General features: G+C 64.4%; 29 protein-coding genes. 13 read left to right on the top strand and 16 right to left on the bottom strand.

Annotation, left to right across the window (positions count from 1 at the left end; translation table 11 throughout):
- Positions 1 to 69 precede the first annotated feature (69 nt).
- From purQ to AB7290_RS15095, 3 genes are all read left to right on the top strand, one after another.
- Positions 70 to 771, top strand: a complete 702-nt coding sequence (gene purQ, locus AB7290_RS15085; protein ID WP_085404292.1) for a phosphoribosylformylglycinamidine synthase subunit PurQ — start codon at positions 70 to 72, stop codon at positions 769 to 771.
- The gene (locus AB7290_RS15090; protein ID WP_085404293.1) at positions 768 to 1,754 is read left to right on the top strand and encodes a tripartite tricarboxylate transporter substrate binding protein BugD; all 987 of its coding nucleotides are present in this window, start codon (positions 768 to 770) and stop codon (positions 1,752 to 1,754) included. Before purQ ends, AB7290_RS15090 begins: the two co-directional genes overlap by 4 nt.
- A 212-nt stretch (positions 1,755 to 1,966) precedes the next feature.
- Positions 1,967 to 2,704: a tetratricopeptide repeat protein gene (locus tag AB7290_RS15095; protein ID WP_085404294.1), complete on the top strand. Its 738-nt coding sequence runs from the start codon at positions 1,967 to 1,969 to the stop codon at positions 2,702 to 2,704.
- Between the two features lie 56 nt (positions 2,705 to 2,760).
- Here AB7290_RS15095 and AB7290_RS15100 read toward each other — a convergent pair whose 3' ends face one another.
- Together AB7290_RS15100 and AB7290_RS15105 are read right to left on the bottom strand one after the other, a co-directional pair.
- Positions 2,761 to 3,732, bottom strand: a complete 972-nt coding sequence (locus AB7290_RS15100) for a DMT family transporter (protein ID WP_085404295.1) — start codon at positions 3,730 to 3,732, stop codon at positions 2,761 to 2,763.
- A 75-nt stretch (positions 3,733 to 3,807) separates the two neighbouring features.
- The gene (locus AB7290_RS15105) at positions 3,808 to 4,287 is read right to left on the bottom strand and encodes a PaaI family thioesterase (protein ID WP_085404296.1); all 480 of its coding nucleotides are present in this window, start codon (positions 4,285 to 4,287) and stop codon (positions 3,808 to 3,810) included.
- Positions 4,288 to 4,472: 185 nt separating this feature from the next.
- Here AB7290_RS15105 and purL point away from each other — a divergent pair, with 185 nt between their 5' ends.
- The gene (gene purL / locus AB7290_RS15110; RefSeq protein WP_085404297.1) at positions 4,473 to 6,683 is read left to right on the top strand and encodes a phosphoribosylformylglycinamidine synthase subunit PurL; all 2,211 of its coding nucleotides are present in this window, start codon (positions 4,473 to 4,475) and stop codon (positions 6,681 to 6,683) included.
- A 121-nt stretch (positions 6,684 to 6,804) separates the two neighbouring features.
- On the opposite strand, the gene AB7290_RS15115 is transcribed toward purL, so the two are convergent.
- Positions 6,805 to 7,992, bottom strand: a complete 1,188-nt coding sequence (locus AB7290_RS15115; RefSeq protein ID WP_085404298.1) for an acyltransferase family protein — start codon at positions 7,990 to 7,992, stop codon at positions 6,805 to 6,807.
- Positions 7,993 to 8,172: 180 nt separating this feature from the next.
- Here AB7290_RS15115 and AB7290_RS15120 point away from each other — a divergent pair, with 180 nt between their 5' ends.
- Complete coding sequence (locus AB7290_RS15120; RefSeq protein WP_028158427.1) at positions 8,173 to 8,346, top strand: DUF1328 domain-containing protein; 174 nt, start codon at positions 8,173 to 8,175, stop codon at positions 8,344 to 8,346.
- A gap of 36 nt (positions 8,347 to 8,382) precedes the next feature.
- Here the strand turns inward: AB7290_RS15120 and AB7290_RS15125 are convergent, their stop codons facing one another.
- Together AB7290_RS15125 and AB7290_RS15130 are read right to left on the bottom strand one after the other, a co-directional pair.
- Positions 8,383 to 9,486 carry an alpha/beta fold hydrolase gene (locus AB7290_RS15125; RefSeq protein WP_085404299.1) on the bottom strand — a complete coding sequence of 368 codons (1,104 nt, stop codon included), beginning with the start codon at positions 9,484 to 9,486 and terminating at the stop codon, positions 8,383 to 8,385.
- A 57-nt stretch (positions 9,487 to 9,543) separates the two neighbouring features.
- Entirely contained in the window at positions 9,544 to 9,903 is a 360-nt protein-coding gene (locus AB7290_RS15130; protein WP_085404300.1) for a DUF427 domain-containing protein, read from the bottom strand.
- 179 nt (positions 9,904 to 10,082) lie between these two features.
- Here AB7290_RS15130 and AB7290_RS15135 point away from each other — a divergent pair, with 179 nt between their 5' ends.
- Together AB7290_RS15135 and AB7290_RS15140 are read left to right on the top strand one after the other, a co-directional pair.
- On the top strand, positions 10,083 to 10,319 hold the full coding sequence (locus AB7290_RS15135; protein WP_028147489.1) for a BolA/IbaG family iron-sulfur metabolism protein: 237 nt from the start codon (positions 10,083 to 10,085) through the stop codon (positions 10,317 to 10,319).
- A 26-nt stretch (positions 10,320 to 10,345) separates the two neighbouring features.
- Entirely contained in the window at positions 10,346 to 11,539 is a 1,194-nt protein-coding gene (locus AB7290_RS15140; RefSeq protein ID WP_085404373.1) for a low temperature requirement protein A, read from the top strand.
- Positions 11,540 to 11,717: 178 nt separating this feature from the next.
- On the opposite strand, the gene egtD is transcribed toward AB7290_RS15140, so the two are convergent.
- A complete protein-coding gene (gene egtD, locus AB7290_RS15145) occupies positions 11,718 to 12,689 on the bottom strand; it encodes an L-histidine N(alpha)-methyltransferase (protein ID WP_063982369.1) in 972 nt (323 codons plus the stop codon).
- A gap of 51 nt (positions 12,690 to 12,740) precedes the next feature.
- Positions 12,741 to 14,039 (bottom strand): ergothioneine biosynthesis protein EgtB, encoded by a 1,299-nt coding sequence (gene egtB / locus AB7290_RS15150; RefSeq protein WP_085404301.1) that lies wholly within the window; start codon positions 14,037 to 14,039, stop codon positions 12,741 to 12,743.
- A gap of 251 nt (positions 14,040 to 14,290) precedes the next feature.
- Here egtB and grxD point away from each other — a divergent pair, with 251 nt between their 5' ends.
- Genes grxD through AB7290_RS15170 form a run of 4 tightly spaced genes read left to right on the top strand, consistent with a single transcriptional unit; the run spans position 14,291 to position 17,769 of the window.
- The gene (gene grxD, locus AB7290_RS15155) at positions 14,291 to 14,617 is read left to right on the top strand and encodes a Grx4 family monothiol glutaredoxin (RefSeq protein ID WP_085404302.1); all 327 of its coding nucleotides are present in this window, start codon (positions 14,291 to 14,293) and stop codon (positions 14,615 to 14,617) included.
- 3 nt (positions 14,618 to 14,620) lie between these two features.
- Positions 14,621 to 15,172, top strand: a complete 552-nt coding sequence (locus tag AB7290_RS15160) for an O-acetyl-ADP-ribose deacetylase (protein ID WP_085404303.1) — start codon at positions 14,621 to 14,623, stop codon at positions 15,170 to 15,172.
- A 46-nt stretch (positions 15,173 to 15,218) separates the two neighbouring features.
- The gene (locus AB7290_RS15165; RefSeq protein WP_085404304.1) at positions 15,219 to 16,505 is read left to right on the top strand and encodes a serine hydrolase domain-containing protein; all 1,287 of its coding nucleotides are present in this window, start codon (positions 15,219 to 15,221) and stop codon (positions 16,503 to 16,505) included.
- Position 16,506: 1 nt separating this feature from the next.
- Positions 16,507 to 17,769, top strand: coding sequence for a serine hydrolase domain-containing protein (locus tag AB7290_RS15170; RefSeq protein WP_085404305.1), 1,263 nt, complete (start codon positions 16,507 to 16,509; stop codon positions 17,767 to 17,769).
- Positions 17,770 to 17,907: 138 nt separating this feature from the next.
- Here the strand turns inward: AB7290_RS15170 and AB7290_RS15175 are convergent, their stop codons facing one another.
- The 8 genes from AB7290_RS15175 to murI form a co-directional block, all read right to left on the bottom strand.
- Positions 17,908 to 18,975, bottom strand: a complete 1,068-nt coding sequence (locus AB7290_RS15175) for a threonine aldolase family protein (protein ID WP_085404306.1) — start codon at positions 18,973 to 18,975, stop codon at positions 17,908 to 17,910.
- 37 nt (positions 18,976 to 19,012) lie between these two features.
- On the bottom strand, positions 19,013 to 19,297 hold the full coding sequence (locus tag AB7290_RS15180; RefSeq protein ID WP_080669598.1) for a type II toxin-antitoxin system RelE/ParE family toxin: 285 nt from the start codon (positions 19,295 to 19,297) through the stop codon (positions 19,013 to 19,015).
- Positions 19,294 to 19,521, bottom strand: coding sequence for a hypothetical protein (locus AB7290_RS15185; RefSeq protein ID WP_028147480.1), 228 nt, complete (start codon positions 19,519 to 19,521; stop codon positions 19,294 to 19,296). Before AB7290_RS15185 ends, AB7290_RS15180 begins: the two co-directional genes overlap by 4 nt.
- 114 nt (positions 19,522 to 19,635) lie before the next feature.
- Complete coding sequence (gene rpsD, locus AB7290_RS15190; protein WP_028147479.1) at positions 19,636 to 20,253, bottom strand: 30S ribosomal protein S4; 618 nt, start codon at positions 20,251 to 20,253, stop codon at positions 19,636 to 19,638.
- Positions 20,254 to 20,453: 200 nt separating this feature from the next.
- Positions 20,454 to 21,221 carry an acyltransferase gene (locus AB7290_RS15195; RefSeq protein WP_085404307.1) on the bottom strand — a complete coding sequence of 256 codons (768 nt, stop codon included), beginning with the start codon at positions 21,219 to 21,221 and terminating at the stop codon, positions 20,454 to 20,456.
- Positions 21,222 to 21,327: 106 nt separating this feature from the next.
- Positions 21,328 to 21,711, bottom strand: a complete 384-nt coding sequence (locus AB7290_RS15200) for a cupin domain-containing protein (protein ID WP_085404308.1) — start codon at positions 21,709 to 21,711, stop codon at positions 21,328 to 21,330.
- A gap of 69 nt (positions 21,712 to 21,780) precedes the next feature.
- Positions 21,781 to 22,554 carry an HpcH/HpaI aldolase family protein gene (locus AB7290_RS15205; protein WP_085404309.1) on the bottom strand — a complete coding sequence of 258 codons (774 nt, stop codon included), beginning with the start codon at positions 22,552 to 22,554 and terminating at the stop codon, positions 21,781 to 21,783.
- A gap of 61 nt (positions 22,555 to 22,615) precedes the next feature.
- Entirely contained in the window at positions 22,616 to 23,413 is a 798-nt protein-coding gene (gene murI, locus AB7290_RS15210) for a glutamate racemase (protein WP_085404310.1), read from the bottom strand.
- 169 nt (positions 23,414 to 23,582) lie between these two features.
- On the opposite strand from murI, the gene AB7290_RS15215 reads away from it, so the two are divergent.
- Positions 23,583 to 24,134, top strand: coding sequence for a cytochrome b (locus AB7290_RS15215; RefSeq protein WP_085404311.1), 552 nt, complete (start codon positions 23,583 to 23,585; stop codon positions 24,132 to 24,134).
- A gap of 147 nt (positions 24,135 to 24,281) precedes the next feature.
- Complete coding sequence (locus AB7290_RS15220) at positions 24,282 to 24,923, top strand: glutathione S-transferase family protein (RefSeq protein WP_085404312.1); 642 nt, start codon at positions 24,282 to 24,284, stop codon at positions 24,921 to 24,923.
- A 13-nt stretch (positions 24,924 to 24,936) separates the two neighbouring features.
- On the opposite strand, the gene AB7290_RS15225 is transcribed toward AB7290_RS15220, so the two are convergent.
- Positions 24,937 to 25,743 (bottom strand): Crp/Fnr family transcriptional regulator, encoded by an 807-nt coding sequence (locus AB7290_RS15225; protein WP_071912420.1) that lies wholly within the window; start codon positions 25,741 to 25,743, stop codon positions 24,937 to 24,939.
- Between the last annotated feature and the right edge of the window lie 28 nt (positions 25,744 to 25,771).

Genomic DNA, 25,771 nt, shown 5'->3' on the forward strand with positions numbered 1-25,771 from the left:
AATGGCTATGTCTCCTGACGAATTGGCCCTTTGGCCAGCCCGATTCCCATCACCGTCGGAACCCGAACCATGAAAGCCGCCATCCTCGTCTTTCCCGGAATCAACCGCGAGCGCGACATGGCGCGCGCATTGAGGCTGATCTCCGGCAGCGAGCCCGCGATGGTCTGGCACGCCGAGACGTCGCTGCCCGCGGGCACCGACCTCGTCGTGGTGCCCGGCGGCTTCTCGTACGGCGACTATCTGCGCTGCGGCGCGATTGCGGCGCGGTCGCCGGTGATGGACGCGGTGCGCGAATATGCGGCCAAGGGCGGTCTCGTGCTCGGCGTCTGCAATGGTTTTCAGATCCTCTGCGAGTCCGGCCTGCTGCCCGGCGTCCTGATGCGTAACGCACGGCTGAAATTCATCTGTCACGACGTGCATCTGCGCGTCGAACGCTCCGACACGCCGTTCACCCGCGGCTACAATGCGGGCCAGGTGATCCGCGTGCCGGTGGCGCATGGCGAGGGCAATTACGAGGCGGACGAAGAGACCATCAAGCGGCTCGAAGGCGAGGGGCGGGTGCTCTATCGCTACTGCTCGGCCGAGGGCGTGGTCGACGAGGCCCATAACATCAACGGCGCGGCGCAATCCATCGCCGGAATCGTCAACGACAGGGGCAACGTGCTCGGCATGATGCCGCACCCGGAGAACCACGTCGAAGACATCATGGGCTGCACCGATGGCCGCGGCCTGTTCGCCGGCCTCACTGCCCATCTGGAAAAGGCCGCGTGATCTCGTTCGTGGGGAAGCGGGCTCTCGCCGCGATCGCGGCGCTGTCGCTCGCGACATTTTCGCTCGCGACCGCCGCCTTCGCGCAGGATTTCCCCAAGCGCCCGATCACGATGATCGTGCCGTTCGCGGCCGGCGGCACGTCGGACGTGATCGCGCGCACGGTCGCCGAGCAAATGGGCATCGCGCTCGGCCAGACCATCGTGATCGAGAACGTCGCCGGTGCCGGCGGCTCGACCGCGCTGGCGCGCGCCTCCCGCGCCGAGCCTGACGGCTACACCATCGCTATCGGCAACGCCGGCACCAATGCCGCGACCTACACGATCTATCCGAAACTGCCGTTCACGCCTGAATCCTTCGTGCCGATCGCCATGGTGGCGAAGACGTTCGGCGTCATCGCGCTGCGCAAGGATTTCCCGGCGAAGGACCTGAAAGAGTTCATCGCCTACGCCAAGGCCAACCCGGGCAAGATCAATCTCGGCCACGCCGGCGTCGGCTCGTCGAATTACCTCATTTGCAAGAGCTTTGTGACGGCCGCCGGGGTCGACGCAACACTGGTCGGCTATCGCGGTGCGGCGCCCGCACTCACGGATGCGATCGGCAGCCAGATCGACGGCGTCTGCGACGCCGCAGCCTCCGTCTCGCAGTCGATCAACGAGAAGCTGGTGCGGGGGCTCGTGGTTGGCTCGACCGTGCGGCTGGCCACGCTGCCCGATCTGCCGACGTCTGCCGAGGCAGGCCTGCCGGACTTCGAGGCGCAGGGCTGGAACGGCCTGTTCGCGCCGAAGGGCACGCCGCCGGCCATCATCGCCAAGCTGAACGCGGCTGCGCGCACGGCGGTGGAAACCGACGCGGTGAAGAAGCGTTTTGCCGAGCTCTCGACCGTCGCGCCCGACCCCGACGAGCACACGCCCGAGGTTCTGCAAAAGCTCGTGACGCGCGACGTCGAGAAATACCGGAAGATGCTGGCCGACGACGCCAAGTAGCAGCCGCCCAAGTCATAGCAGGTCATAGCGGTTTTGGGCTTGCTGTCTCATGAACCTCAATCGCGTTTGAGACGACTGACTCCTCGTCGCCATCAAGGTGCGCGCGTCCGGGGTCGCTGATTTCCGCGCGGGTGGAAGCAACTCAAAGTTGTTTGGCCGCGCGAGTTGCGATATCAGGAAGCGTGCGCTGTCGTTGTGCTCCCGGATGTCCCATGCCCGTCGCTTTGGTCGTTCTGCTGCTCGATATCACACTGATTTATCACGCGTCGCGAACCGGGCGGTTGCAGCCCTGGGCCTTCATCATCCTGATGGTGCCGCTGATCGGCGCGCTCGCCTATATCGCGGTCGAGCTCGTCCCTGAATGGTTTTCCAGCCCCGGTGCGCGACAGGCGCGTCAGCGCGTTGCCAATCGGCTCGATCCGGAGAAGCGTTATCGCGAGCTGTGCGACCGGCTGGCGGCCACCGACACCATCGCCAACCGTGCGGCGCTGGCCGAGGAATGCGCAAAGGTTGGCCGCTTCAGCGAGGCGGAGCAGCATTACGGTCACATCCTGAGCCTGCCGATGGGCCACGACCCCGCTTATGCCTTCGGCAAGGCGCAAGCCGAGTTTGCCGCCAAGCGTCCGGCCGATGCGCTGGCGACGCTGGACGATCTTCAGAAGCAATGGCCGGACTTCGATTCCGCCGATGCGCATCTGCTCTACGCCCGCGCACTCGCCGAGGTCGGCCGGCTCGACGAGGCGCTGGAGGAATATCACGCCGTCGCCGGCTATTTCCCGGGCGCCGAGGCGCGGGTGCGCTACGGCATGCTGCTCCAGATGGTCGGCCGCAGCGCCGAGGCGCGCGTGGTCTTCAACGAACTCCTGATCCAGATGCGGCGCGCGCCCAAATATCTGCGCGAGGCGCAGGCCGAGTGGCTCTCGATCGCCGAGAAGCAGATTTCGACCTGAGCGGTCTTATTGTTTGAGCATGATCTCATCGGAAAACTGCTGCGCACTTTTCCGGATCATGCTTTGCGCAGCTTGAACTTCTCCGCCGGCACCGTCATGGCGGCGACGCCGGCCATGACCAGCAGCAGGCCCAGCGCCAGGTTCGACGGCACGCTCTCGCCAAGCAGCAGCACGGACAATCCAACGCCGATTGGAATGCGCAGATAGCCTTGCGCGTTCGTGGTCAGCGTGCCGAGCCGGCCGAGGCAGACGTAGAACAGCATCAGCCCCAGCGCGCTGGAGACGATGCCCATGACGATGGTGGCGACGATCGCCGTCGGCGTCGGGTGCAGCGTCCAGGGCTGGTCGATGATGAGCGAGGGCGGCAGCAGCACGAGGCCACCGAACAGCAGCGAGCCGGTTGCGACCACCATCGGATCGTATTCGGAGAGCCGCAAGCCAAAGATGGTCGCGCAGGCAAAGGAGATGGTGGCGAGCAGGATCGCGATCTCCGCCACGATCTCGCCACTGAAGCCGCGCAGCGCGTCCAGCCCGACGATGGCGATCGTGCCGGCGAGGCCGAGAATTGCGCCCGCGAGCTTCAGCAGCGTGGCCGGCTCGTGCCGCGTGATCAGCGACGTGATCAGGAAGGCGAAGATCGGCGTCGTCGAGGCCAGCACCACCGTGTTCGAGGCCGGGACATATTGTTGCGACCAGGTGATGACCAGGAACGGGAAGGTCGAATTGATCAGCTGCTGGGTCGCAAACAGCTTCCAGGCCTTCACGTCGGTCGGCAGCTTGACGCCGCGCATCCACAGGATGGCAAACAGGAAGGCGAACGCGATCAGCGAGCGCGCCGAGATGAAGGTGATGGGCGGGATCGTGGGAAGCGCGAGCTTGGCCAGCGGATAGGTCGAGCTCCAGCAGCAGGCGAGCGCGAACAGCAGCGCATAGTCGCGCCAGTTACGGGCGCCGACGGCGGTCATGGATGGCAATGGCGCTGACGCGGAGGGCGCTGTGTGGCCCGATCCGGATGTGCTCTGCGGCACCTTGTTCTTGCTCCCCCGCGCAAAAGCGCTTTCAGCAAGTCTGGGCGAGGGGGCGCGAAAAGGGAAGGCGTCGAGCTATGCGTTTGGCTGGAGTGCGGGCTTCCGCTTCACCCGCTTGATCGTGCCGGAGAAGGTAAACAGCGGCCGCCCGGCCGAGGTCAGCTTGCCCCGCAGGAAGATCAGTGAGCCGCCGGCGCGGGACACTTCGCCGACGCATTCGACCAGCTCGCCCTCGCGGGCCGCGTCGAGGAAATCACAGGCGAAATTCGTCGTCACGGCCGGGCCATCCAGCTCGTGGGTGGCGATCGCGAACAGGCAATAGTCGGCGAAGGCCATGAAGCAGCCGCCATGGACGTTTCCGGAGCCGTTGAGGTGCTTTTTCTCGACCCGGAACGCCGAGCGGACGCTGCCGTCCTCCTCGATCTTGTGCCAGAACGGGCCGATATGGCTCTCAAAACTGTCGCGAACCCAGGTCCGCCAGCCCGTGAACTCGCCATCGGTGGCGACGTGCAGGTCCGGGCGGCGGGTGGAGGGGACTTTGGTCAATTCGTGCAAGGAAATGGGCCTTCAATTACGGGTCTTTAGTCCTTAAATCCGATCCGTCAGCGCCTTGCAATTCCCGTTCCCGCCGACCGCCTGCCCGCAAAACGTGGGACAGCGGGAAAATGCGCCATAAAGGGCTTTTCGTAGGCCCCCGATCTTCCTAAGAACGGCAAAACGCCGCCGAAAGCCCCGAATCCATGAAGAACGAACCCAAGATCACCCCCGAACTGGTTGCCGCCCACGGGCTCAAGCCCGACGAGTACGAGCGCATCCTGAAGCTGATCGGGCGGGAGCCGACCTTCACCGAGCTCGGCATCTTCTCGGCGATGTGGAACGAGCACTGCTCGTACAAATCCTCGCGCATCCATCTGCGCGGCCTGCCGACCAAGGCGCCCTGGGTGATCCAGGGCCCCGGCGAGAATGCCGGCGTGATCGACATCGGCGACGGCCAGGCCGTGGTCTTCAAGATGGAGAGCCACAACCACCCGAGCTACATCGAGCCCTATCAGGGCGCGACCACCGGCGTCGGCGGCATTCTGCGCGACGTCTTCACCATGGGCGCGCGTCCTATCGCCTGCCTCAATGCGCTGAGCTTCGGCGCGCCCGAGCATACCAGGACACGGCATCTCGTCTCCGGCGTCGTCGCCGGCGTCGGCGGCTATGGCAATTCCTTCGGCGTGCCGACGGTCGGCGGCCAGGTGCGCTTTCACACCCGCTATGACGGCAACATCCTCGTCAACGCAATGGCGGTCGGCCTCGCCGATGCCGACAAGATTTTCTATGCTGCCGCCTCCGGCGTGAACATGCCGATCGTCTATCTCGGCTCCAAGACGGGGCGCGATGGCATCCACGGCGCCTCGATGGCGTCGGCCGAGTTCGACGACAAGTCCGAGGAGAAGCGCCCCACCGTGCAGGTCGGCGATCCCTTCGCCGAAAAACTGCTGCTCGAGGCCTGCCTCGAGATCATGGAGAAGGGCTGCGTCATCGCGATCCAGGACATGGGCGCGGCCGGCCTGACCTGCTCGGCGGTCGAGATGGGCGCCAAGGGCGACCTCGGCGTCGACCTCGATCTCGACGCGGTGCCGACCCGCGAGATCGGCATGAGCGCCTACGAGATGATGCTCTCGGAAAGCCAGGAGCGCATGCTCATGGTGCTCAAGCCCGAGAAGGAAAAGGAAGCCGAGGCGATCTTCAAGAAGTGGGGGCTCGACTTCGCAGTGGTCGGCTACACCACGCCGAGCAAGCGCTTTGTCGTCAAGCATGGCGGCGACGTCATGGCCGACCTGCCGATCAAGGAGCTCGGTGACGAGGCGCCGCTCTACGACCGTCCGCACGTTCCCTCCGCCGCGCTGCCTGTGGTGCACGCGCGCGAGGTGCCGGCGCCGATGGGCGTCGGTGCCGCGCTGGAGAAGCTGATCGGCACGCCCGACATGTGCAGCAAGCGCTGGGTCTGGGAGCAGTACGACCACGTCATCCTCGGCAACACCTTGCAGCGTCCCGGCGGCGACGCCGCCGTCGTGCGCGTGCAGGACGGGCCGAAGGGTCTGGCGCTGACCGTCGACGTCACGCCGCGCTATTGCGAAGCTGACCCGTTCGAGGGCGGCAAGCAGGCGGTGGCGGAAGCCTGGCGCAACATCACCGCGGTCGGCGGCAAGCCGCTCGCGATCACCGACAATCTCAATTTCGGCAATCCTGAACGGCCCGAGATCATGGGCCAGTTTGTCGGCTGCCTGAAGGGCATCTCGGAGGCCTGCCGCACGCTCGACTTCCCGGTCGTGTCCGGCAACGTCTCGCTCTACAACGAGACCAACGGCCGCGCGATCCTGCCGACACCTTCGATCGGCGGCGTCGGCCTGCTCGACGATTTCACCAAGTCCGCTTCGCTGGCCTTCAAGGCCGAGGGCGAGGCGATCCTCCTGGTCGGCGAAACCCACGGCTGGCTCGGCCAGTCGGTCTACCTGCGCGACATCTGCGGTCGCGAGGAGGGCGCGCCGCCGCCGGTCGACCTCGCGGCCGAGAAGCGCAACGGCGACTGCGTGCGCGGCATGATCCATGCGGGCACTGCGACCGCGGTGCACGATCTCTCCGACGGTGGCCTGCTGATCGCGCTCGCCGAGATGGCAATGGCCAGCGGCATCGGCGCAAAATTGCTGGCGGCGCCGACGTCGCTCGTCTCGCAAGCCTATTGGTTCGGCGAGGACCAGGCGCGCTATCTCGTCACCGTGCCGGAAGCGGAAGCCGGCCGCGTGCTGGCCAAGATGCGCGGCTGCGAGGTGCCCTGCGTGCGCATTGGCACCACCGGCGGCGATGCAATCGCGATCGCGGGCGAGGCGCCGGTCACGATCGATAGCCTGCGGAAATCGTTCGAGCGCTGGCTGCCGGAATATATGAGCGGGAAGGCGGCGTAAGGCGCCGCCACACACTCCGTCATTACGAGGAGCAGAGCGACGAAGCAATCCAGGCTGTCTCCGCGGAGAGACTCTGGATTGCTTCGCTACGCTCGCAATGGCGGATGGAGAGACCTCGGCCTCACAAAACGTGCGACGCGCCCGGAATCTTCCGCAACATTGCCGTCAGTCCCCAGCTCAGCAACACCGTGAGCACGAAGCCGATCGCGGCCTTGAAGATCGCAGGCCACGAGTAGTCGAACAGCACATACTGGATCCACAGCGCGATCGGGTAGTGCACCAGGAACATGCCGTAGGCGTCCGCCTGCATGCGGTCGAGCAGGTTCGGCCCCGGCGACTTCTGGTGCAGGAAGAAGGCGAGGATCGCGAGCAGGATCGCGGCCGAGAACAGCACGACGAGCGTGCCGTAGATCGCCTGATACCAGTCCGGCAGCACGTTGGGATTCCCGAGGATTGCGCGCTTGATGTAGATCATGCACCACATCAGGCAGTAGGGGACCAGCGTGGCGATCACCCACATCCATCGGTTCTTCGGCAACTGGCCCTCGGCGCTGAGGATGCCGCGATCGAAGTTGGCGGCACCGACGCTGACGCCAATGAAGAAATAGGCGAAGTAGAGCAGGATGCGGCTCGCCTGCACCGAAAACGGTCCGAACTCGAACCATTTGTTGGCGCCGAAATGGACCAGCGCGGGCACGTAGACGACGGCAGTGACGACGGCGAGCAGCAGCCAGAACACGGCCGGCTGGTCAAATCCGCGCACCGAAACGCGGTTGACCGGATCGACCAGGTGGGCTGAGACCCGGTAGAGCAGGCTCGCGGTGAGGTCGAACGCCAGCAGCACCCACACGAACCAGATCGGCCCGCTCGGCCACGGCCCGACGGTGATCGTCTTCCACCAGAACGAAGCGAAGGTCAGCTCGGGATCGTGCCGCAGCGCGATCGCGTAATAGGCGAGCGGGATGACCGTGAAGGCCGCGATCACGAACGGCAGCCCGAGCCGCAACAGGCGGTCGCGCAGGAAAACCTGTGGCGCCTTGCGCGCGATGCCGGACCACGTGAACAGTCCCGACAGGAAGAAGAACATCGCCATGAAGAAGCTGTCGGTGCAGAGCACGACGACGTCGAAGCCGATCCAGGACGCCGGGTCGGTGTGACCGAAATAGGTGTAGGGAATGACGGCGTGGTGCAGCAGCACCACCAGCGTGAGGAAGGTGCGGGTCCGATCGAGCGACAGATTGCGCGCCTTGGCTTTCGGCGCGGCGTGCGCCTCCGCGCCGATCGTCGCGGAATGTGACATCGTCATCATGGTCGCCCCGATTGCGCTCCTGCCCTGGCCGGACTGTGCCGCCGGGAACCGGATTCAGCAAGCGCAGTTTATGCCGCGCCTTGCCCGCGGAGCGCCCTCAGGAACCAGTTCCGCGCAGCGAAGTTAGCGTTCGCGAATAGGTTGAGGGCCGCACGTGCGGCATTTTAGTCGGAGTTGGTTATGACGATCCTGAAATGGGCGCTGATCTTTCTCCTGGTCTCGATCGTGGCCGGCGTGCTCGGCTTCACCGGCCTCTCGGCCGCCTCGGCCGATGTCGCTCGCTTCCTGTTCTATATCTTCGTCGTGATCTTCCTGGTGCTGCTGATACTGGGGCTCACGATCTTCAGGGCGTAGCCGGGCTGCCGAATCGGAGGGCCGGCGCGCCGGCCCTCAATTGCCTGCGAATGGCATGACGCGGGCCATCAGCTCGGCCAGGAACTCATCAGGACGATCGAACGGAATGAAATGATCGCCGCCGCGAACCCACACAAATTCCTTATGCGGGGCCGTGATCTCCTTGAAATATTGCTCGGCCGGTTCGCCCGGCGTCACGCCGTCCGCGTCGCCCTCGATGAAGAACATGGGGATCGAAGATCTGAATCCCATCGAGGCCATGTCGCTCTGAAACATCGGCCCGTTCCGTCCGGTCAGATATTGGGCCGAGAAGGCGACGCCCTTGCGCCAGTTGTACAAGTCGAGCAGCGAGACATCCGGCATGAAGAGCGGCGGGATGGGGCCGGCGAGCTGGAAGCCGCCGGCGGGCGGCAGACCCAGCGCGTTGCTCCATTTGTCCGCAATCAGGCGATTTTCCGGGGTGAGGGTCGGCTGTGAAGCGATCGGCGCCAATTCCGCCAGGGCTTCACGATTGTTGGCGGATGCCGCAAGCCGTTGCAGGCGCGCGATCGTGAGCTCGAATGCCTTCTCGAAGGTCGTCCTGCCAACCACCTGGCCCGTGCCGACATAGGCCGAGAACAGATCCGGGCGTTGCTTCACCATGTGAATTCCCAGGAACGAGCCCCACGAATGCCCGACCAGGACGATCCTGTCCTTGTGCAGATGCGTGCGCAGATGCTCGGCCAGCTCGACGCCGTCCTGCGTCATGCGCTCCAGTGTCATGGTTGGCGCCAGCGAGTCTCCGGCGGCGCCATACGTGCGGCCGGTGCCGCGCTTGTCCCATTGCACGATGGTGAAGTGCTTTTCCCAGGGGCGCCAACCCGACGACATTGGCCAGCTGGACCCTCCGGGCCCGCCGTGGACGAACAGGAGGACCGGGTTATCCCGATCCTCGCCGCGGATTTGAATCCATTGCTTGATTCCGCCGATGTCGACGAACCCTCCCTCCTGCACGCCCTTTGGTGAGCGGATCGCGAGGGTTTCGGCAGCAAGATGCTGGCGATAGGCGCGAAAACCCAGTCCGGCGGCGGCCACCACGATGAGGATGCCGGCCACGCCCAGCAACGAGACCCCAATCAGTCTTGCGGCTTTGCGCGGCATCTTGAGCCTTGTGTCGACGGAGAGGAAGCGACCTGCAATCGCCCCGGCGCGGTGAGCCTACCCCACTTCCTCGATCTTCACCTTGTCCGGATAGAAGGCGAGATGGCCGGAAATCTCCGTCATCGCGGGGAAGGGCGTCTCGTAGGTCCAGATCGCGTTGTCGAGCGTCTTGCCATCGGCCTTGACGCTGTAATAGCTCGCGTCCCCTTTGTAGGGGCAATGGGTGACGCGGTCGGTGCGCTCCAGCACCGCCATGTTGGCGTCCTCCCGCGGCACATATTGCACCGCCGGATATTTGGCCTCCTTCAAGATCAGTGCCTTGCTGGTCTCGGCGATCACGATGTCGCCGGCCGTGACGCGGACGCGTCGGGGATTTTGGGTAATGGTGATGGGGTGGTCGGGCCCTGGAAGCTTCATGATTTCACGCCTTTTCGATCAATCTTGCGCGCGCGGCACTTTGTCGTGCCTTTATCCGGATGGGATCAGGGATATAGTGCCGGAATGCGTGACGTAGAAGGCCGTTCACGCTAAGTTTGGCCCTGCCGGTCCGGGGACCCCGGCAAGCGATTCGAAGCCGAGACAGGAGCAAGACCCGAATGCCCATGGACGCCCACGATATCGAGGCGATGATCAAGGCAGCGATCCCCGATGCCGAGGTGACGATCCGTGACCTCGCCGGCGATGGCGACCACTATGCCGCGACCGTGATCTCGGAATCCTTCCGCGGCAAGTCCCGCGTCCAGCAGCACCAGATCGTCTATCAGTCCCTGCAAGGCCAGATGGGCGGCGTGTTGCATGCTCTGGCGCTGCAAACCGGGGTACCGGGGGCCTGATCTGATCGCGTGACGGGGGGATGACGATGGCTGCGGACAATCCTCGCGGCGCGATGTTTCGCGTCATCGCTCCGAACCAGCACAGCCGCGTCACCAATGCCGAGCTGTTCTTCGACCTCGTCTTCGTCTTCGCCGTCACGCAGGTCTCGCATACGCTGCTGCACCATTTCACCCCGCTCGGCGCGGTGCACGTCACGGTGCTGTTCCTCGCGGTGTGGTGGGTGTGGGTCTACACCGCCTGGGTCACCAACTGGCTCAATCCCGAGCTGACCCCGGTCCGCATCCTGATCTTCCTGATGATGCTGGGCGGCCTCGTGCTGTCGACGACGATCCCGACCGCCTTCGAGGGGCGGGGCCTGTGGTTCGCGATCGCCTACGCGACCATGCAGGTCGGACGCACCGCCTTCTGGCTGTTCGCGACCCCGCGCCATCGAACGGCCGTCCGGCACAACGCGATCCGCATTCTGGTCTGGCTCTGCGGCTCCGCGATCTTCTGGATCCTCGGCGGTCTCGCCCATGACGAGGCGCGGCTGTGGTTCTGGATCGCGGCGCTCGCGATCGAATACGTCTCGCCGGCGGTGCGCTTCTGGGTCCCGAAGCTCGGCTTCTCGTCGGTCGAAGCCTGGGCCGTCGAGGGCGGCCACATGGCCGAGCGCTGCGCCGGCTTCATCATCATCGCACTCGGTGAGGCCGTCGTCGTCAACGGTGCCACCTTCGCCGAGCTGGAGTGGACCGCGGACAACATCCTGGCCTTCGTCTCGGCGCTGGCCGGGGCCATCGCGATGTGGTGGGTCTATTTCCACAAGGGCGCGGAGGCCGGCTCCGAGCGGCTCTCGAAATCCACCGAATCCGGCCGGCTGGCACGGATGGCCTATACCTATCTGCACATGCCGATCGTCGCCGGCATCATCCTGACCGCAGTGTCGGACGAGCTGGTGCTGAAGCATCCGACCGGCCATTCCGATATCAGGACCATCGTGAGCACGGTCGGTGGTCCCTTGGTGTTCCTGGTCGGCACCATCCTGTTCAAGCACGCGATCCGCGGCTTCCTCCAGCTCTCCCACGGCATCGGCATCATCCTGCTACTGGTGCTGTGGTGGTTCGCCGCCGATCTCTCGCCGCTCTGGCTGTCGGTCGCGTCGACCGTGATCATGATCGTGGTCGCAGTGTGGGAGTCGATGTCGCTGGGGTCGAAGCCGGAGGAGGCAGAGCAGCATTGAATTTGGAGCGGTCTGAGCGAGCGCCTCGTCCTTCGAGACGACCGCTGCGCGGTCTCCTCAGGATGAGGCTAATCGGCATAGGCGCCCGCTGAAACTGCTGCCGCGCGCTGGAGCCCGCCGAAGGCGGGCGTCTCGAAGGATGCGCCGCAGGAAAACGCTCTCAGATTCAACGGAGCACTTACTCCGCCGCCTCCAGCGCGTGCACCGAAAACATCTTCGCCGCGTCCGTCCAGCTTTCGCGAACCTGCCAGCCCGCGCCCTGCGCCAGCGCAGCAAAACGCTCGAGGCTGTATTTGTAGCTGTTCTCGGTGTGGATGCTCTCGCCGGGGCGGAACGAGAAGCTGGTGCCGAGCAGGCGCACGGTCTGGCTCTTCTTGCTGATGAGATGCATCTCGATCCGGTGCCGCTCGCGGTTGTAGATCGCGCGATGGGTGAAGGCGGACAGGTCGAAATTGCCGCCGAGCTCGCGGTTGATGCGCACGAGCACATTGAGATTGAAGCGGGCGGTGACGCCGGCGGCATCGTTGTAGGCGTCATGGAGGACGCGCTCTTCCTTCTCGAGGTCGGCGCCGATGATCATCTGCGCGCCCTTGCCCAGGATCTTGCGGGCGCTCTTCAGGAAGGCCTGCGCCTCATGCGGCTCGAAATTTCCGATGGTCGAGCCGGGGAAGAAGCCGACCTTGGGCATCGATGCGACTGCCTTGGGCAACTCGAACGGCGTGGTGAAGTCGGCCGCCACCGGATAGATGCCGAGCGTCGGGAAGTCTCGCTTCAGGCCGTTCGCCTGCGCCTTCAGGAAGTCGCCGGAGATGTCCACGGGCACATAGGCCGCGAACTTGCAGTGATCGAGCAGCAGGCGGACTTTCGTGGTTGCTCCAGCGCCGAACTCGACCAGCGCCGCATGCTGCGGAATGATCTTCGCGATCTCGCTGCCGCGCTCCTTCAGGATCGCAAGCTCGGTGCGCGTCGGGTAATATTCCGGCAGGCGCGTGATCGCCTCGAACAGCTCCGAGCCGGTCGCGTCGTAGAAATATTTCGGCGACAGTTTTTTGGGCTGCTGCGAGAGGTCCTCGATGGCCTCGCGGGCGAAAGCGGTGGTCTGCTCGTCGGGGAGATGGGCTTCGGCCAAAGCGCTGGCGTGCACATTCATGATACTCTCCTGAACGCGCTGTCCGGCGCGTATTTGTCGTCGGATGATTTTTTATTCGTAGTCGGCGAGCCGCAGTCCCGTGAACTGCCAGCGATGGTGCGGATAAAAGAAGTTGCGATAGGTAATACGGCTGTGGCCCTCGGGAGTTGCAAGCGAGGAGCCGCGCAGCACCAGTTGGTTGATCATGAACTTGCCGTTGTACTCCCCGAGCGCGCCTTCGATGGCGCGATAGCCGGGGTAGGGCGAATATGAAGAACGCGTCCACTGCCAGACGATTCCGAAGGCGTCGTTGAGCTGGCCGGCACGCGAAGCAACCTCCCATTCCATCTCGGTCGGCAGATGCTTTCCGGCCCAGCGCGCAAACGCATCGGCCTCGTAATAGCTGACATGGCAGACCGGCGCGTCCGGATCGACCGGCTTGAGGCCGGCGAGCGTCATCATGTGCCACTGGCCGTCGATCTCGCGCCAATGGCCGGGGGCGTCCCAGCCTTCGTTGTTGACGGTGGCAAAGCCGTCCATCAGCCACAGCGTTGCGGTCCGGTAGCCGCCGTCGCGCATGAAGGCGAGCCACTCGGCGTTGGTGACGAGATTGCGTGCGACCCTGACCGGACCGACGAGGGCGCGATGCGCCGGCTTCTCATTGTCGAAATGAAAACTGTCGTCGACGTGACCGACGGTGTGGATACCTTCGTTCAGCGTCAGCCAATCCTCCCCCGCGCGTGTCGAAGCCGGGAAGCGCCAGTCCGGATCATAGGCCGGCGGGATCGGGTTCTGCGCGAAAGCATGCAGGATGTCGGTGACCATCAATTCCTGATGCTGCTGCTCGTGATTGAGCCCGACCTCGACCAGCGGTGCGATCTCGCGAAGCTTGTCCGCGCCGACCTCGCGGAAGAATTCGACGACGGCCGCATCGACATATGTTCGATAGGCGCCGACCTGATCGGCGCTGGGGCGGGTGATGTCGCCGCGGTGATTGCGGGAATGACGCGGGCCGGCGCTGACGTAATAGGAATTGAACAGGAAAGCGAAATCAGGGTGGAAGGGCCGGTAGCCGGGACAGTGCTCGCCGAGCAGGAATTGCTCCCAGAACCAGGTGGTATGGGCCCGATGCCATTTCGTGGGGCTCGCATCCGGCATGGATTGAATCTGCTGGTCTTCAGGCGACAGCGGCGCGGCCCGGCGCTCGGTCTCGTTGCGGACGGCGAGAAACGCCTCTTCCAGCCCCTGGGCGAGGCCGCGCGGGTCGGCCGACGGTGACGAAAGCGGCGGGGTGGCCGTAGCGGAGGCTTGTTTCGTCACGTTTTTCTCCAGACAGGACAAGAGAACGTTGTTGGCGTTGCCCGGTTCCAAAACCTGGGTTCGTCCTAGATAGGGGCTCCGTTACGGTATGAAAGTCCTCCCCGGCGATGATATTCGTGGCATCATGCAATGGGGCCGGCGTGGCCTGGACCCGCCGCCCAGGCGGTGTTCAAGGGGTGTTCGCCGCCATTTTACTTTGGATGCACAACGGTTTGGGCTACATATATGGGCAGGTATCGGGTTAAATCGGCTGAGCCGGCCCGGAGTGATTGTTGAGGGCTCCGCCCCAGAAGGACACGGATATGAGCATCGCGGAATTCATCGCCAACGAAGTCAAGTCGAACGACGTGGTTCTGTTCATGAAGGGAACGCCGCAGTTTCCGCAGTGCGGTTTCTCCGGCCAGGTCGTCCAGATCCTCGACCATATCGGCGTTGGCTATAAGGGCCTCAACGTCCTCGAATCCGCCGAACTGCGCAACGGCATCAAGGACTACTCGAACTGGCCGACCATTCCGCAGCTCTATGTGAAGGGCGAGTTCGTCGGCGGATGCGACATCGTCCGCGAGATGTTCCAGGCCGGCGAACTGCAGCAGCTGCTCTCCGAGAAGGGCGTCGCCGTCGCGGCCTGACACGTGACCCAGCTGACGCGCCGCATCGGCGGCGCCGAGCTTGAGGTCATCGTAGCTGACATCACGACACTCGGCGTTGACGCCATCGTCAACGCCGCAAATTTGTCTCTCCTCGGCGGAGGCGGCGTGGATGGCGCGATCCATCGAGCGGCCGGGCCCGACCTCGTCGCCGAATGTCGGATGCTCCACGGCTGCAAGACGGGCGACGCCAAGATCACCAAGGGCTATCGGCTCAAGGCCGCGCATGTGATCCACACCGTCGGGCCGGTCTGGAACGGCGGCACGCTGGGCGAGGACGATCTGCTCGCCTCCTGCTATCGCCGTTCGATGGAGCTGTGCGGGATGCATAAGCTGACCTCGGTGGCATTTCCGGCGATTTCGACCGGCATTTTCCGCTTTCCCGCCGACCGGGCCGCCGATATCGCCGTCCGCACGGCAATCGAAGGGCTCTCTGCCGCGCCATCGGTCGCCCGCGTCGTGTTCTGCTGCTTCGCCGAGCCGAGCGCCAAACTCCATGCCGAGGCGCTCGCGCGACACGCCAGCCCTTGTGCCTGATGACGTGGTCAGTACACTCCGCTCGGCCACCTTCCGGGGAGGGGATATGAATTCACATTTCGGACTGCGTGCGTTGGTTTGCGGCGCACTGGTGTCGCTGGGCGCGATGTCGCTCGCGCGCGCCGAAGGCACCTACGAGATTCCGGCCGGCGCGCATTTCAATCAGGACAAGCTCGCCAAGGTCAGCGAGTTCTTCAACAACGAGGTCGCGACCGGCAAGATCGCCGGCGCGACCGTGCTGATCAAGCAGCACGGCAAGCCGGTCTACCACGAAGCCTTCGGCGTGCAGGACGTGGTGAGCAAGGCGCCGATCACGGACAAGACCATCTTCCGCCTGTTCTCGATGAGCAAGGCGATCACCTCCGTTGTTGCGGTGCAGTTGATCGAGGACGGCAAGATCAAGCTCGACGATCCCGTCTCGAAATACATTCCGTCCTTCGCCAATGTGAAGGTCGGCGTCGAGAAGAAGGCCGACGACGGCACCAGGTCGCTCGAACTCGTGCCGCTGAGCCGGCCGATGACGGTGAAGGATCTGATGACGCACACGTCTGGCGTCACCTATGGCTTCTACGGCGACAGCCTGGTCCGCAAGGCCTATCGCGACGCCAAGATCTACGACGGCGATTTCGATCTCGCTGAGTTCGCCGAGCGCATCGCAAAACTGCCGCTGCACAACCAGCCGGGCGCGCTGTGGCAATACGGCCATTCCACCGACATTCTGGCGCGAGTCATGGAGGTCGCAACCGGCAAGCCGTTGCTTGAGATCGAGCGGGAGAAGCTGCTCGATCCGCTCGGCATGGTCGACACCGGCTTCTTCGTCACCGCCCCCGAGAAGCAGAAGCTTCTGGCGCAGCCGGTGCCGAATGACGCTGATTTTCGCGTCGGCCGGATCAACGATCCGACGGTTGTCAAAAAAATCCAGTTCGCCAGCGGCGGCATGGTTACGACCATGGCGGACTATGAGCGCTTTGCGCAGATGCTGCTCAATGGCGGCAGCCTCGACGGCAAGACTATCCTCAAGCCCGAGACATTCAAGCTGATGGTGACCGATCAGGTCGGCCCGACCTCGGGGGTCGGTCGCGACTATTTCTATTTCCCCGGCGACGGTTTCGGCTTCGGTCTTGGCCTTGCGGTCCGCACCGATCCCGGCAACGCCAAGCCGCCGCCGCCCGGCGATCTCGGGGAGTTGAAGTGGGACGGCGCCTCCGGTTGCTATTTCGTCATCGATCCCAAGCAGGACATGTTCTTCGTGCTGCTGGAGCAGACCCCGACCGAGCGCCAGCGCGTGCAGCGGACATTGAAGCAGTTGGTTTATGAAGCGATGGAGAAGTGACATGTTCGGGCGCCGCGCGCTGATCGCGGCGCTCGTTCTTTTGTTCGGTGCAGGTGGTGCGCAGGCGGGCTCCGAGGGGCGCGCCCACACTTTCTCGCCAGATGGCCTGGCAAAGGTTTCCGACTACATCCGCAGCGAGATCGTCGCCGGTACGTTTCCGGGCGCGATCCTGCTGCTCCAGCAGCACGGCAAGCCGGTCTATTACGAGAATTTCGGCGTCCGCGATGTCGCCACCGAGATCTCGATGAGCGCGGACACGATCTTCCGGCTCTATTCGATGTCGAAGCCGGTCACGACAGTCATGGCAATGATGCTGGTCGAGCAGGGCAAGCTCTCGCTCGATGATCCCGTCGCAAAATACATTCCGGCCTTTGGCAAGATGAAGGTCGGTGTCGAGACGAAGGCCGAGGACGGCAAGGTTGCGCTGGCGCTGGAGCCGCTCAGTCGCTCCGTGACGATCAAGGATTTGATGCGCCACACTGCCGGGCTGCCCTACGGTTATTATGGCGGGGGCTTGGTGAACAAGCTCTATGCCGACGCCGGTCTCTTCGACAACCAGGCTTTGACCAACGCCGAACTCGTCGCGAAGATCACCACGCTTCCGCTCGCCGAACAGCCCGGCACGAACTGGGACTATGGCCACTCCACGGACGTGCTCGGCCGCATCGTCGAGGTCATATCGGGGAAATCGCTGTTCGAGTTCGAGAAGGAGCGGCTGCTCAATCCGCTCGGGATGATGGACACTGCATACTATGTCGCCGATCCTGCCAAGTGGCCGCGCATCGCCGAGCCGATGCCGCAGGATCGCGCGATCAGTCCGATGACGCAGGTCCGCGATCCCCGGAAACCGCTGAGGTGGGAGTCGGGCGGCGGCGGCCTTGTCGGTACGGTCGGTGACTACGCGCGCTTCTCGCAGATGCTGCTCAACGGCGGCAGCTATGAAGGTCGGCGCTATCTCAAGCCCGAGACCATCGCGCTGATGGCGTCGGATCATATCGGCCCCGCGACGAAGATCGCGCGCGATCAGAATTACTATCCGGGCGGAAGCTCCGGCTTCGGCCTCGGTTTCGCGGTGCGCACCTCGGTGCCATCAGGGACATCGTGGCCGCTTGGCGAATATCGCTGGGACGGCGTCGGCGGCACCTTCTTCTTCATCGATCCCGAAGACGATCTGTTCGGGATCTTCATGGTGCAGACCCCGTCGCAGCGTGGCCGGATTCAGCTGGCGCTGAAGACGCTGATCTATCAGGCGATGGGGCGGTAGCTAGCCGCCTTCGTAGCCCGGATGGAGCCAACGGGTCGGCGCGAAGCGCCGCCCGATGACAGGCTCCGCGCAATCCGGGAAAATCTTTCCGCGAGGCGAGGACCCCGGATTTCGCTGCGCTCCATCCGGGCTACGGACTTACGCCCCGCGCACGATCTCTCTGACGTACCCGATCGTTTCCTCGACCTGGGCCGCATTGACGTCGAGATGGGTGCAGGCGCGGATGCGGCCGTCCATCATCGCGAGCGTCACGCCGCGCTGGCGCAGTGCGGCGACCATCTTGTCGCCGGCAATTCCGGCGCCATCAGGCTTGAAGAACACGAGATTGGTCTCGGGCTCCTGCACCTCGACGCCTGCGATCTGCGACAGCCCGCGGGCGAGCGCGCGCGCATTGGCGTGGTCGTCGGCCAGGCGATCGACGTGATGGTCGAGCGCGTAGATGCAGGCCGCCGCACAGACGCCGGCTTGCCGCATCGAGCCGCCGAGGCGCTGTTTCCACTGCCAGACCGCGTCGATGAAGGCGCGCGAGCCCGCCAGCACGCCGCCGATCGGCGCGCCCAGGCCTTTGGAGAAATCGATCCACGCCGAATCCCACCCCGCCGTCATGTCGCGCGGGGAGATGCCGCTTGCGACGGTGGCGTTGAGCAGGCGCGCACCGTCCATGTGGGTGACGAGGCCGTGCTGCTTGGCGATCGCGACGATCTCGTCGAGCGCTGCCTTCTTCCAGATCGTGCCGCCGCCGATATTGGCGGTCTGCTCGACGCTGACGACGGTCTGCGGCGGCTGGTAGCGCGTCCGCGGATGCAGTGCCTTGCGAAAGGTCTCCGGCGTGAACTGGCCGTCAGGTCCCTTGAGCTGGGTGACCTGGAAGCCGCCGATCGCGGCATGCGCGCCGCCTTCGCGGGCGATGATATGTGCGCTCTCGTGGGCGAGGATCTCGTCGCCGGGACGGCAATGCACCAGCGTCGCGGTGACGTTGCACATCGTGCCTGAGGGCATGTAGACCGCGGCTTCCTTGCCCATCAGCGCGGCAACGCGCTCGCACAGTGCGTTCACGGTCGGATCGTCGCCGACCTGCTCGTCGCCGACCTCCGCCCGCGCCATCGCCTCGCGCATCGCAGCCGTCGGCTTGGTCTGCGTGTCCGAAAGCAGATTGATGCGCACCGGCGGCGCCTTGGGATCGATCGGGGGAGGGGTATAGAGCATCAACTTGCTCCCTGAGGGGAATGGCACTCGCTCGCGGTCAGCGAGCTCTGGGTGGACGCCGGGCGGCGTGACGAAACCGCATAATAACGATTTCTGTCTCGGTCACACGATAATCGATCAGATAGGGATAAGGGTTGACCGGCAAGCGACGGACGTATGCACGCGTAGTCGTTCGCCCTGCGTGGGGGTAGGTCTCTAGCAATGCTATGAGAGCGACAATGCGGCCGCGCACGTGGCCTGCGCCTTGGGGCGAGTGCGCCTCGATGTAGGTCAGAATTTGGTCGATTTGGGCGAGCGCCCGCTTCGTATAGCGGACCTTCACAGGCCGTGCTTAGCCCACATCGCGCGGACTTCGTCGGCGCTGGCCAGCTCGCCGCGGGCGATTTCGGCTTCGGCCTCGGCGAGATCTGCCTCTTCCGCCGCCGTCAGCTGGATTGGTGGCTGATCGACCCCGGCAAGCTCAAGCAGGGTCCGCGCCAGTTCGTCCTGCTCTGAATCGGGCAGGCCGGAAACTTTGCTGAAGGCCTCTTCCAGAAGACGAGTCATGCTCAACTCCGCGATGTGCAATCATAGCACAGATGGCCTGAGACATGGGAATCGCCGGCTCAAACAAAAAGGCCCCGGTGAACCGGGGCCTTTGAATGTCGTTCTGCCGAACTATTAGCGCGAATAGAATTCGACGACCAGATGCGGCTCCATCTGCACCGGGAACGGCACGTCGGAGAGGCCGGGGATGCGCACGTACTTGGCGGTCATCTTGCCGTGGTCGACTTCGAGATAGTCGGGGGTGTCGCGCTCGGGGAGCTGGCTGGCTTCGAGCACGTGGGCGAGCTGCTTGGAGGCTTCCTTGACCTCGATCACGTCGCCGATCTTGAGCTGGTAGCTTGAGATGTTGACCTTGCGGCCGTTCACCTTGATGTGGCCGTGGTTGATGAACTGGCGCGCGGCGAAGATCGTGGAGACGAACTTGGCGCGGTACACGACCGCGTCGAGACGACGCTCCAGGAGACCGATCAGGTTCTCGCCGGTGTCACCCTTGAGGCGGCTCGCCTCGACATAGATGCCGTGGAACTGACGCTCGGAAATGTTGGCGTAGTAGCCCTTCAGCTTCTGCTTGGCGCGCAGCTGCACGCCGAAGTCGGAGAGCTTGCCCTTGCGGCGCTGGCCGTGCTGGCCGGGGCCGTACTCGCGGCGGTTGACGGGGCTCTTCGGGCGGCCCCAGATGTTCTGGCCCATACGGCGATCGAGTTTGTACTTCGCCTCACTGCGCTTAGTCATCGCGTCCTCTTCAGGTACATGGTTTGAGGAAACGCGCCCTCCTGTGTGACGGGCTGGGCCCGGCACTGACAGGTCCGATCCCCAAAGCTTAAGGGAGGAGGACCACGGGTCGCGAAACGCTTCGCGGGCCGAAATCGGCCCGCGAGCAGGCGGCTTTTAGGTGAGTTTGGGCCGTTCTGTCAATGCGAATAGCCCCGAAATCATGTCCGGACCGCCCGGATCGGCTTCGGCCCGGCCGCGCGCAATTCGGCAGCGATTTCAGTGTTCAGGACCTGTTCCAGCCGGGTCAGGACCCGGGCAATGGGGGCGGCGTCGGTGACCCGGTGGTCCCAGCGGATCACGACATGGATGGTCTGGTCGGGCTCGACCACCCCATAGCTGACGATGAACGGGCCCGGCGTGATGGGATGGAGCTCGCCACCGCCATAGGCGGCCACTGAGCTCACGGCAAAACTGCCGAACCAGTTGCCGCGCTGTCGGCCGAAATTCAGGCCGACCGCCCAGCATAGCCGCCGCAGCGGCAGCGGCAGGCGGGTGGCCCGCATGATCTTGCGGAACATCGGGATATCGTCGACCGGGGCCGTCTTGGCACGCCGGATTTCGGCGTCCACCGCGGCCAGCGCCATGGCTTCGGGAGCCGCGATTCGCTGCGGCATCACGCATTCCTCGCCGTCTTGGACCCGGGCGATCGCCACCGACGCCACGCTATTGGGCAGCTCGTAGAGCGACGGCCAGGGCCATTTGGCGTAGACGGTGCGCAGGACCGGCTCGTCCCTGGCGACCAGGGCAAAGGCCTTGACGAACATCGCGGCCCAGCCGGCAGGCGCCATCGCTCCGGCACGCGCCTCCAGCAGGGGGCGGATATTGAGGGGGCGGGAGAGCGAGACGAATGGCACTTCCATCGACGCCCGCATGAGGTCGCAAATCAGGCGGCGCGGCAGCGAAATGGTCTTGGACGTCCCGCGCATGGGTCTTTCGGTTCCTGCGGACTAAAATATGTGCAGCGAGCGGGTGGCCCGCTCGCCGCGTGCTCTAGCACGAACCAACCCGCCTGGCGCCGGTCGGTTCGCCGCATCAGGGCGCCGGCGAGGCTAGCGGCTTGGTTTTGTCGACGATGTAAACCCCGAGTACTTTCATGGCCTTGTCGCCATGAGCCTTGGCGTCGTGCACGACGCCTGCCGGGATCTGGTAGGAATCCCCGGCTTTGAGGGTTTTCTCCGGCTGGCCGTCGATGAGGAGATTCAGCTCGCCTTCGAGCACGTAGCCGGTTTCGACCCCAGGATGGGTATGGCGTCCGGCCGCGCCGCCCGCCGGGACCTCTGCGATGGCGGTGACGGTGTTGTAGCCGTCGGGAAATTCGACCTTCTGCAGTGGGGTCCGCTTGATGCCGGTCTGCTGAGCGAAGGCCGCAACGGCGAGGCTGGTGAAGGCGAGAGCGAGCAAAGTCTTTTTGAGCATGGTTCTTCCTCCCTGGAACCGCCGACCCTAGCAGCGTCGCAGTTCCCGGCAAGGCCGCGATCGGCTCGTTCAGCGCTTGATTCCCTCGAACGCCGCCATGATGCCGCGCTGGAACAGCGACCAGTCGAAACCCAGCGCGATCGCGCGATAACCGCGGTCGACCAGGGCGTTGGCCTGGTCTGCGGTGCGGGCCACGCCGCCGATCGGCACGCCGCTCTTGAGGATACCGGCCTCGGCGCGGGCGACCAGCTGCAGCAATTCCGGATCGTCCATCTGCCCGCGCTTGTTGATGGACGTCGCGAGATCGCCGGGGCCGATCACCGCGACGTCGATGCCCGGCGTCGCCATGATCTCGTCGATGCGATTGACGGCCTCGACATGCTCGATGGTGATCATGCAGATCATCTCGTCGTCGGCGCCGGCCATGTAGTCCGGCATCGACTGGCCCCAGCGGAACGGCGCGTGGAACGGACCCCAGAGACGATCGCCGCGCGGCGGATAGCGCACGCTGCGCACCGCCTTCTCGGCTTCGGCACGATTGGTGATCATCGGGAAGTTGATGCCGAAGGCGCCGATGTCCATCGGCGCTTTCGCAAGCCACGGCTCGTTCGCCGCGATCCGCACCAGCGGCGTGCATGGCGTGCCTGTCGTGGCGGCGATCATCGCATGCGCTTCGGTCAAGCCAATCGGGCCATGCTCGAGGTCGACGATGATCCAGTCGAGCGAGCGCGCCATGATCTGTACGGTCTGCACGCTCGGGATCGTCGCGATTGCGCCGAAGGCGGGGCGCCCTTCGCTCCAGAGCTGGCGGAGACGGTTGAGCGGCGCTGCGGGGACCGACATGGGGATGAACCTGCGAAGATGGCGACGGCGAAACCTAGCAGCGCGCCGTCGAGGCGCAAGGTCAGGCCAGTGCGCGTCCGCCGAAGAACGGCGTCAGCGTGGCCGAAAGCCCATGCACGCGGTTCGAGGTGAAGATCATCTCGGCGCCGGACTGCGCGATGCCGCCGATTTGCGTGCCGAGCAGGTCGGAGACGCGGCGGGCGATGGCCGGCGCGGGGTCGATCCATTCGACCGGCCAGGGCGCGAGCGTCTTCATCCGGTCGAGCAGCAGCGGATAGTGCGTGCAGGCGAGCACCACGGTGTCGGTGCGCGATGTCGCGTCCGCGGGATCACCGACGAAGCAGGGGGCGAGTTCGGCGAGGATGTCGCCGTCGCTGATCGGATGGCCCCTGAGCGCGGCTTCTGCCAGCGAGGCGAGCTCGGGCGAGCCGACCAATGTCACCTCGCAACCCAGCGCGAAATCGCGGATCAGCGCCTTGGTGTATTCGCGCTTCACCGTGCCCTTGGTGCCGAGCACCGAGACGCGGCGGCTCTTCGACTGCGCGCAGGCGGGCTTGATCGCCGGCACGGTGCCGACGAAGGGCAGGGAATAAGCGGCGCGCAAGTGAGATAGGACCAGGGTGGACGCCGTGTTGCAGGCGATGACGACGAGGTCAGGATCGTGGGTGCCAATCAGTTCGCCCATCAGCGGCACGACGCGGGCGATGATCTCGTCCTCGCTGTGGTGGCCATAGGGGAAGAAGGCATCGTCGGCGACATAGACGAAATGCGCGTCCGGGCGCGCAGCCACGACCTCGCGGAGCACCGTGAGTCCGCCAAGGCCAGAATCGAACACCAGGATCGTCGGGGAATAGGTCACGTCGCTACCTTAAGGGCACCATGGTTACCATTCGGTTTTTGGGGCGGTTTTGCGGCGGGGCCGTTTGGGATCAATTTGGAACGATTCAATTTCACGGTTACCGCAAGTTCCCGCTATCAGCATTTGCGCTGCGGACGGGGACATATCCGCAAAACTCCGGAGAGCCGACATGATCAGAAATACCAGTAGCGGCTGGGGCAGCGTTTCCCGGTGGCTGCACTGGATTTTGGCGCTGGCCATCCTCGCCATGATCGGCTTCGGCTGGTGGATGAACCACATCCCGGCGCGTCCCGACCGCTTCTTCTACCGCTCGATCCACGCCGATATCGGCTATGTGATCCTGCTGCTGACCGTGCTGCGCCTGGTCTGGCGCGCCGTCAACCCGACGCCGGCGATGCCGCCTGAAACCTCGCGCTGGCAGAAGATCGCGGCCCATGTCAGCCACGGCGCGCTCTATCTCGTGGTCATCCTGGTCGCGATGCTGGGCTGGGCGCATTCCGGCGCGCGTACGCCTGATTATTCCGACTTCTTCGGCCTGTTTCACGTGCCGCAATTCACCTCTCCCGACCGTGCGGCGGCGGGCGCCTATGAGGATCGCCACATCCTCTTTGCCTATGTGCTGCTGGCGCTGATCGCGATTCACGTGGTCGCTGCCCTCTGGCACCACTTCATCCGCCGCGACCGCGTCGTGGCGCGGATGGTGGCGGACGAGGCGGGGTAGGGCGGTCCCTCCACGTCGTCATTGCGAGCGCAGCGAAGCAATCCAGAGTCTTTCCGCGGTGGCAGTCTGGATTGCTTCGCTGCGCTCGCAATGACGGGTTAAGATGCGGCGTCACGGCAGGTCTAACTCACGGTCGCAGGAGACGCCATGCTCACCGTCCACCATCTCGGCAAGTCGCAATCTGAGCGCATCGTCTGGCTCTGCGAGGAACTGGGAATTCCCTACGAACTGAAGCGCTACGTGCGCGATTCCGTCACCATGCTGGCGCCGCCCGACTACAAGGCGCTGCATCCGATCGGGAGTGCGCCCGTGATCACCGACGGCGATCTCGTGCTCGCCGAGTCCGGCGCCATCGTGGATTACATCATGGCCAAATACGGCGATGGGCGCCTTGCGCTCCGCCCTGATCATCCTGATTTTGCGCAGTTCCTGTACTGGTTTCACTTCGCCAACGGTACGCTGCAGGCCGGCATGGGCCGGCTGATGATCCTGAACCGGCTCAAGCTCGCCGAGGACAATCCGATGCTGGCCGCGAGCAGAGGGCGTACCGACCGCGCCTTCGACCTGGTCGATGCGCGCGTCCGCGACGCCGAATATCTGGCGGGCGACACCTTCACCACCGCCGACATCATGATGGGCTTCTCGCTCACCACGATGCGCTACTTCCAGCCCTATGACCTGTCGCGCTGCCCGAATGTGATTAAATATCTCGGCCGCGTCGGTGCCCGCCCGGCCTACCGGCGCGCGATGGAGAAGGGCGATCCGGGAATGGCGCTGCTGCTGAGCTGAGCCGCGGCGCCGTTCACGCGATCCGGTTCGTGGTCGTTGACCGCTCGCTCGCCAGCTGCTTCTGCAAGCGGTCGATGTTTTGCAGCAAGCGCTGGCTGGTCAGCACCAGGAAGTAATAGCCGAACTGCGGGTCCTGAAAATAGATCTCGAGCAAGCGGTCATAGGTGATCGTCAGCACCTGTCCGTCCTCGACGCATTCGATCGTTCCGGTGCGCCGGTTGTCCGGCGTGAGGAACCCGAGCTCTCCCATGAGAGCTCCGGGCCCGATCTCCACATTGATCTCCTTGACCAGGAACTTGCCGGTGACCGTGAGGAGCATCTCCTTGGCCGGATCGCCCAGTTTGAAGAGCGTATCGCCACTGCGATATCTGCGCTCGGTCATGAACGGCTTGAGCCACTCGATCGACATGTCGCCTTCGGCCGCATGGCGCGCCTTCTTGACCAGCTTGAGCATCTGCCGCAGGCGCAGGGCGTTGATCGGAAGCAGCAACAGATAGAGGAGGAAGGTCGAGACGTTGGCCGAGAGCGCGCCGAAAACGGCGAAGAATGCACAGCCGACCATGTTGGCGACGCGCAGCGGCACCATCGTCCGCATCAGGAGGGTGGCGACGAAGAAGCCGGCGCCGACCGCGGCGAACAGATTGGCCAGCGTAATGTTTTGGACAAAGATCTCCAGCAACCGGTTGAAGATCGCGTCGTAGGTGACGTTGTTGGGATCGAGGCCCATCTGGACCAGGATCTTTGCGATCCTGAGGTTGTCCGTCGCCGCATCCAGAATGCGGTCGAGGATCGAGGAAATGTCTGCGCTGCCGGACGGCATGTACTAACCCCGCGTAAGGCCTTCAGTC

The sequence above is a fragment of the Bradyrhizobium sp. 613_E4_N2_2 genome (assembly GCF_052075995.1).
GTDB lineage: Bacteria > Pseudomonadota > Alphaproteobacteria > Rhizobiales > Xanthobacteraceae > Bradyrhizobium > Bradyrhizobium barranii.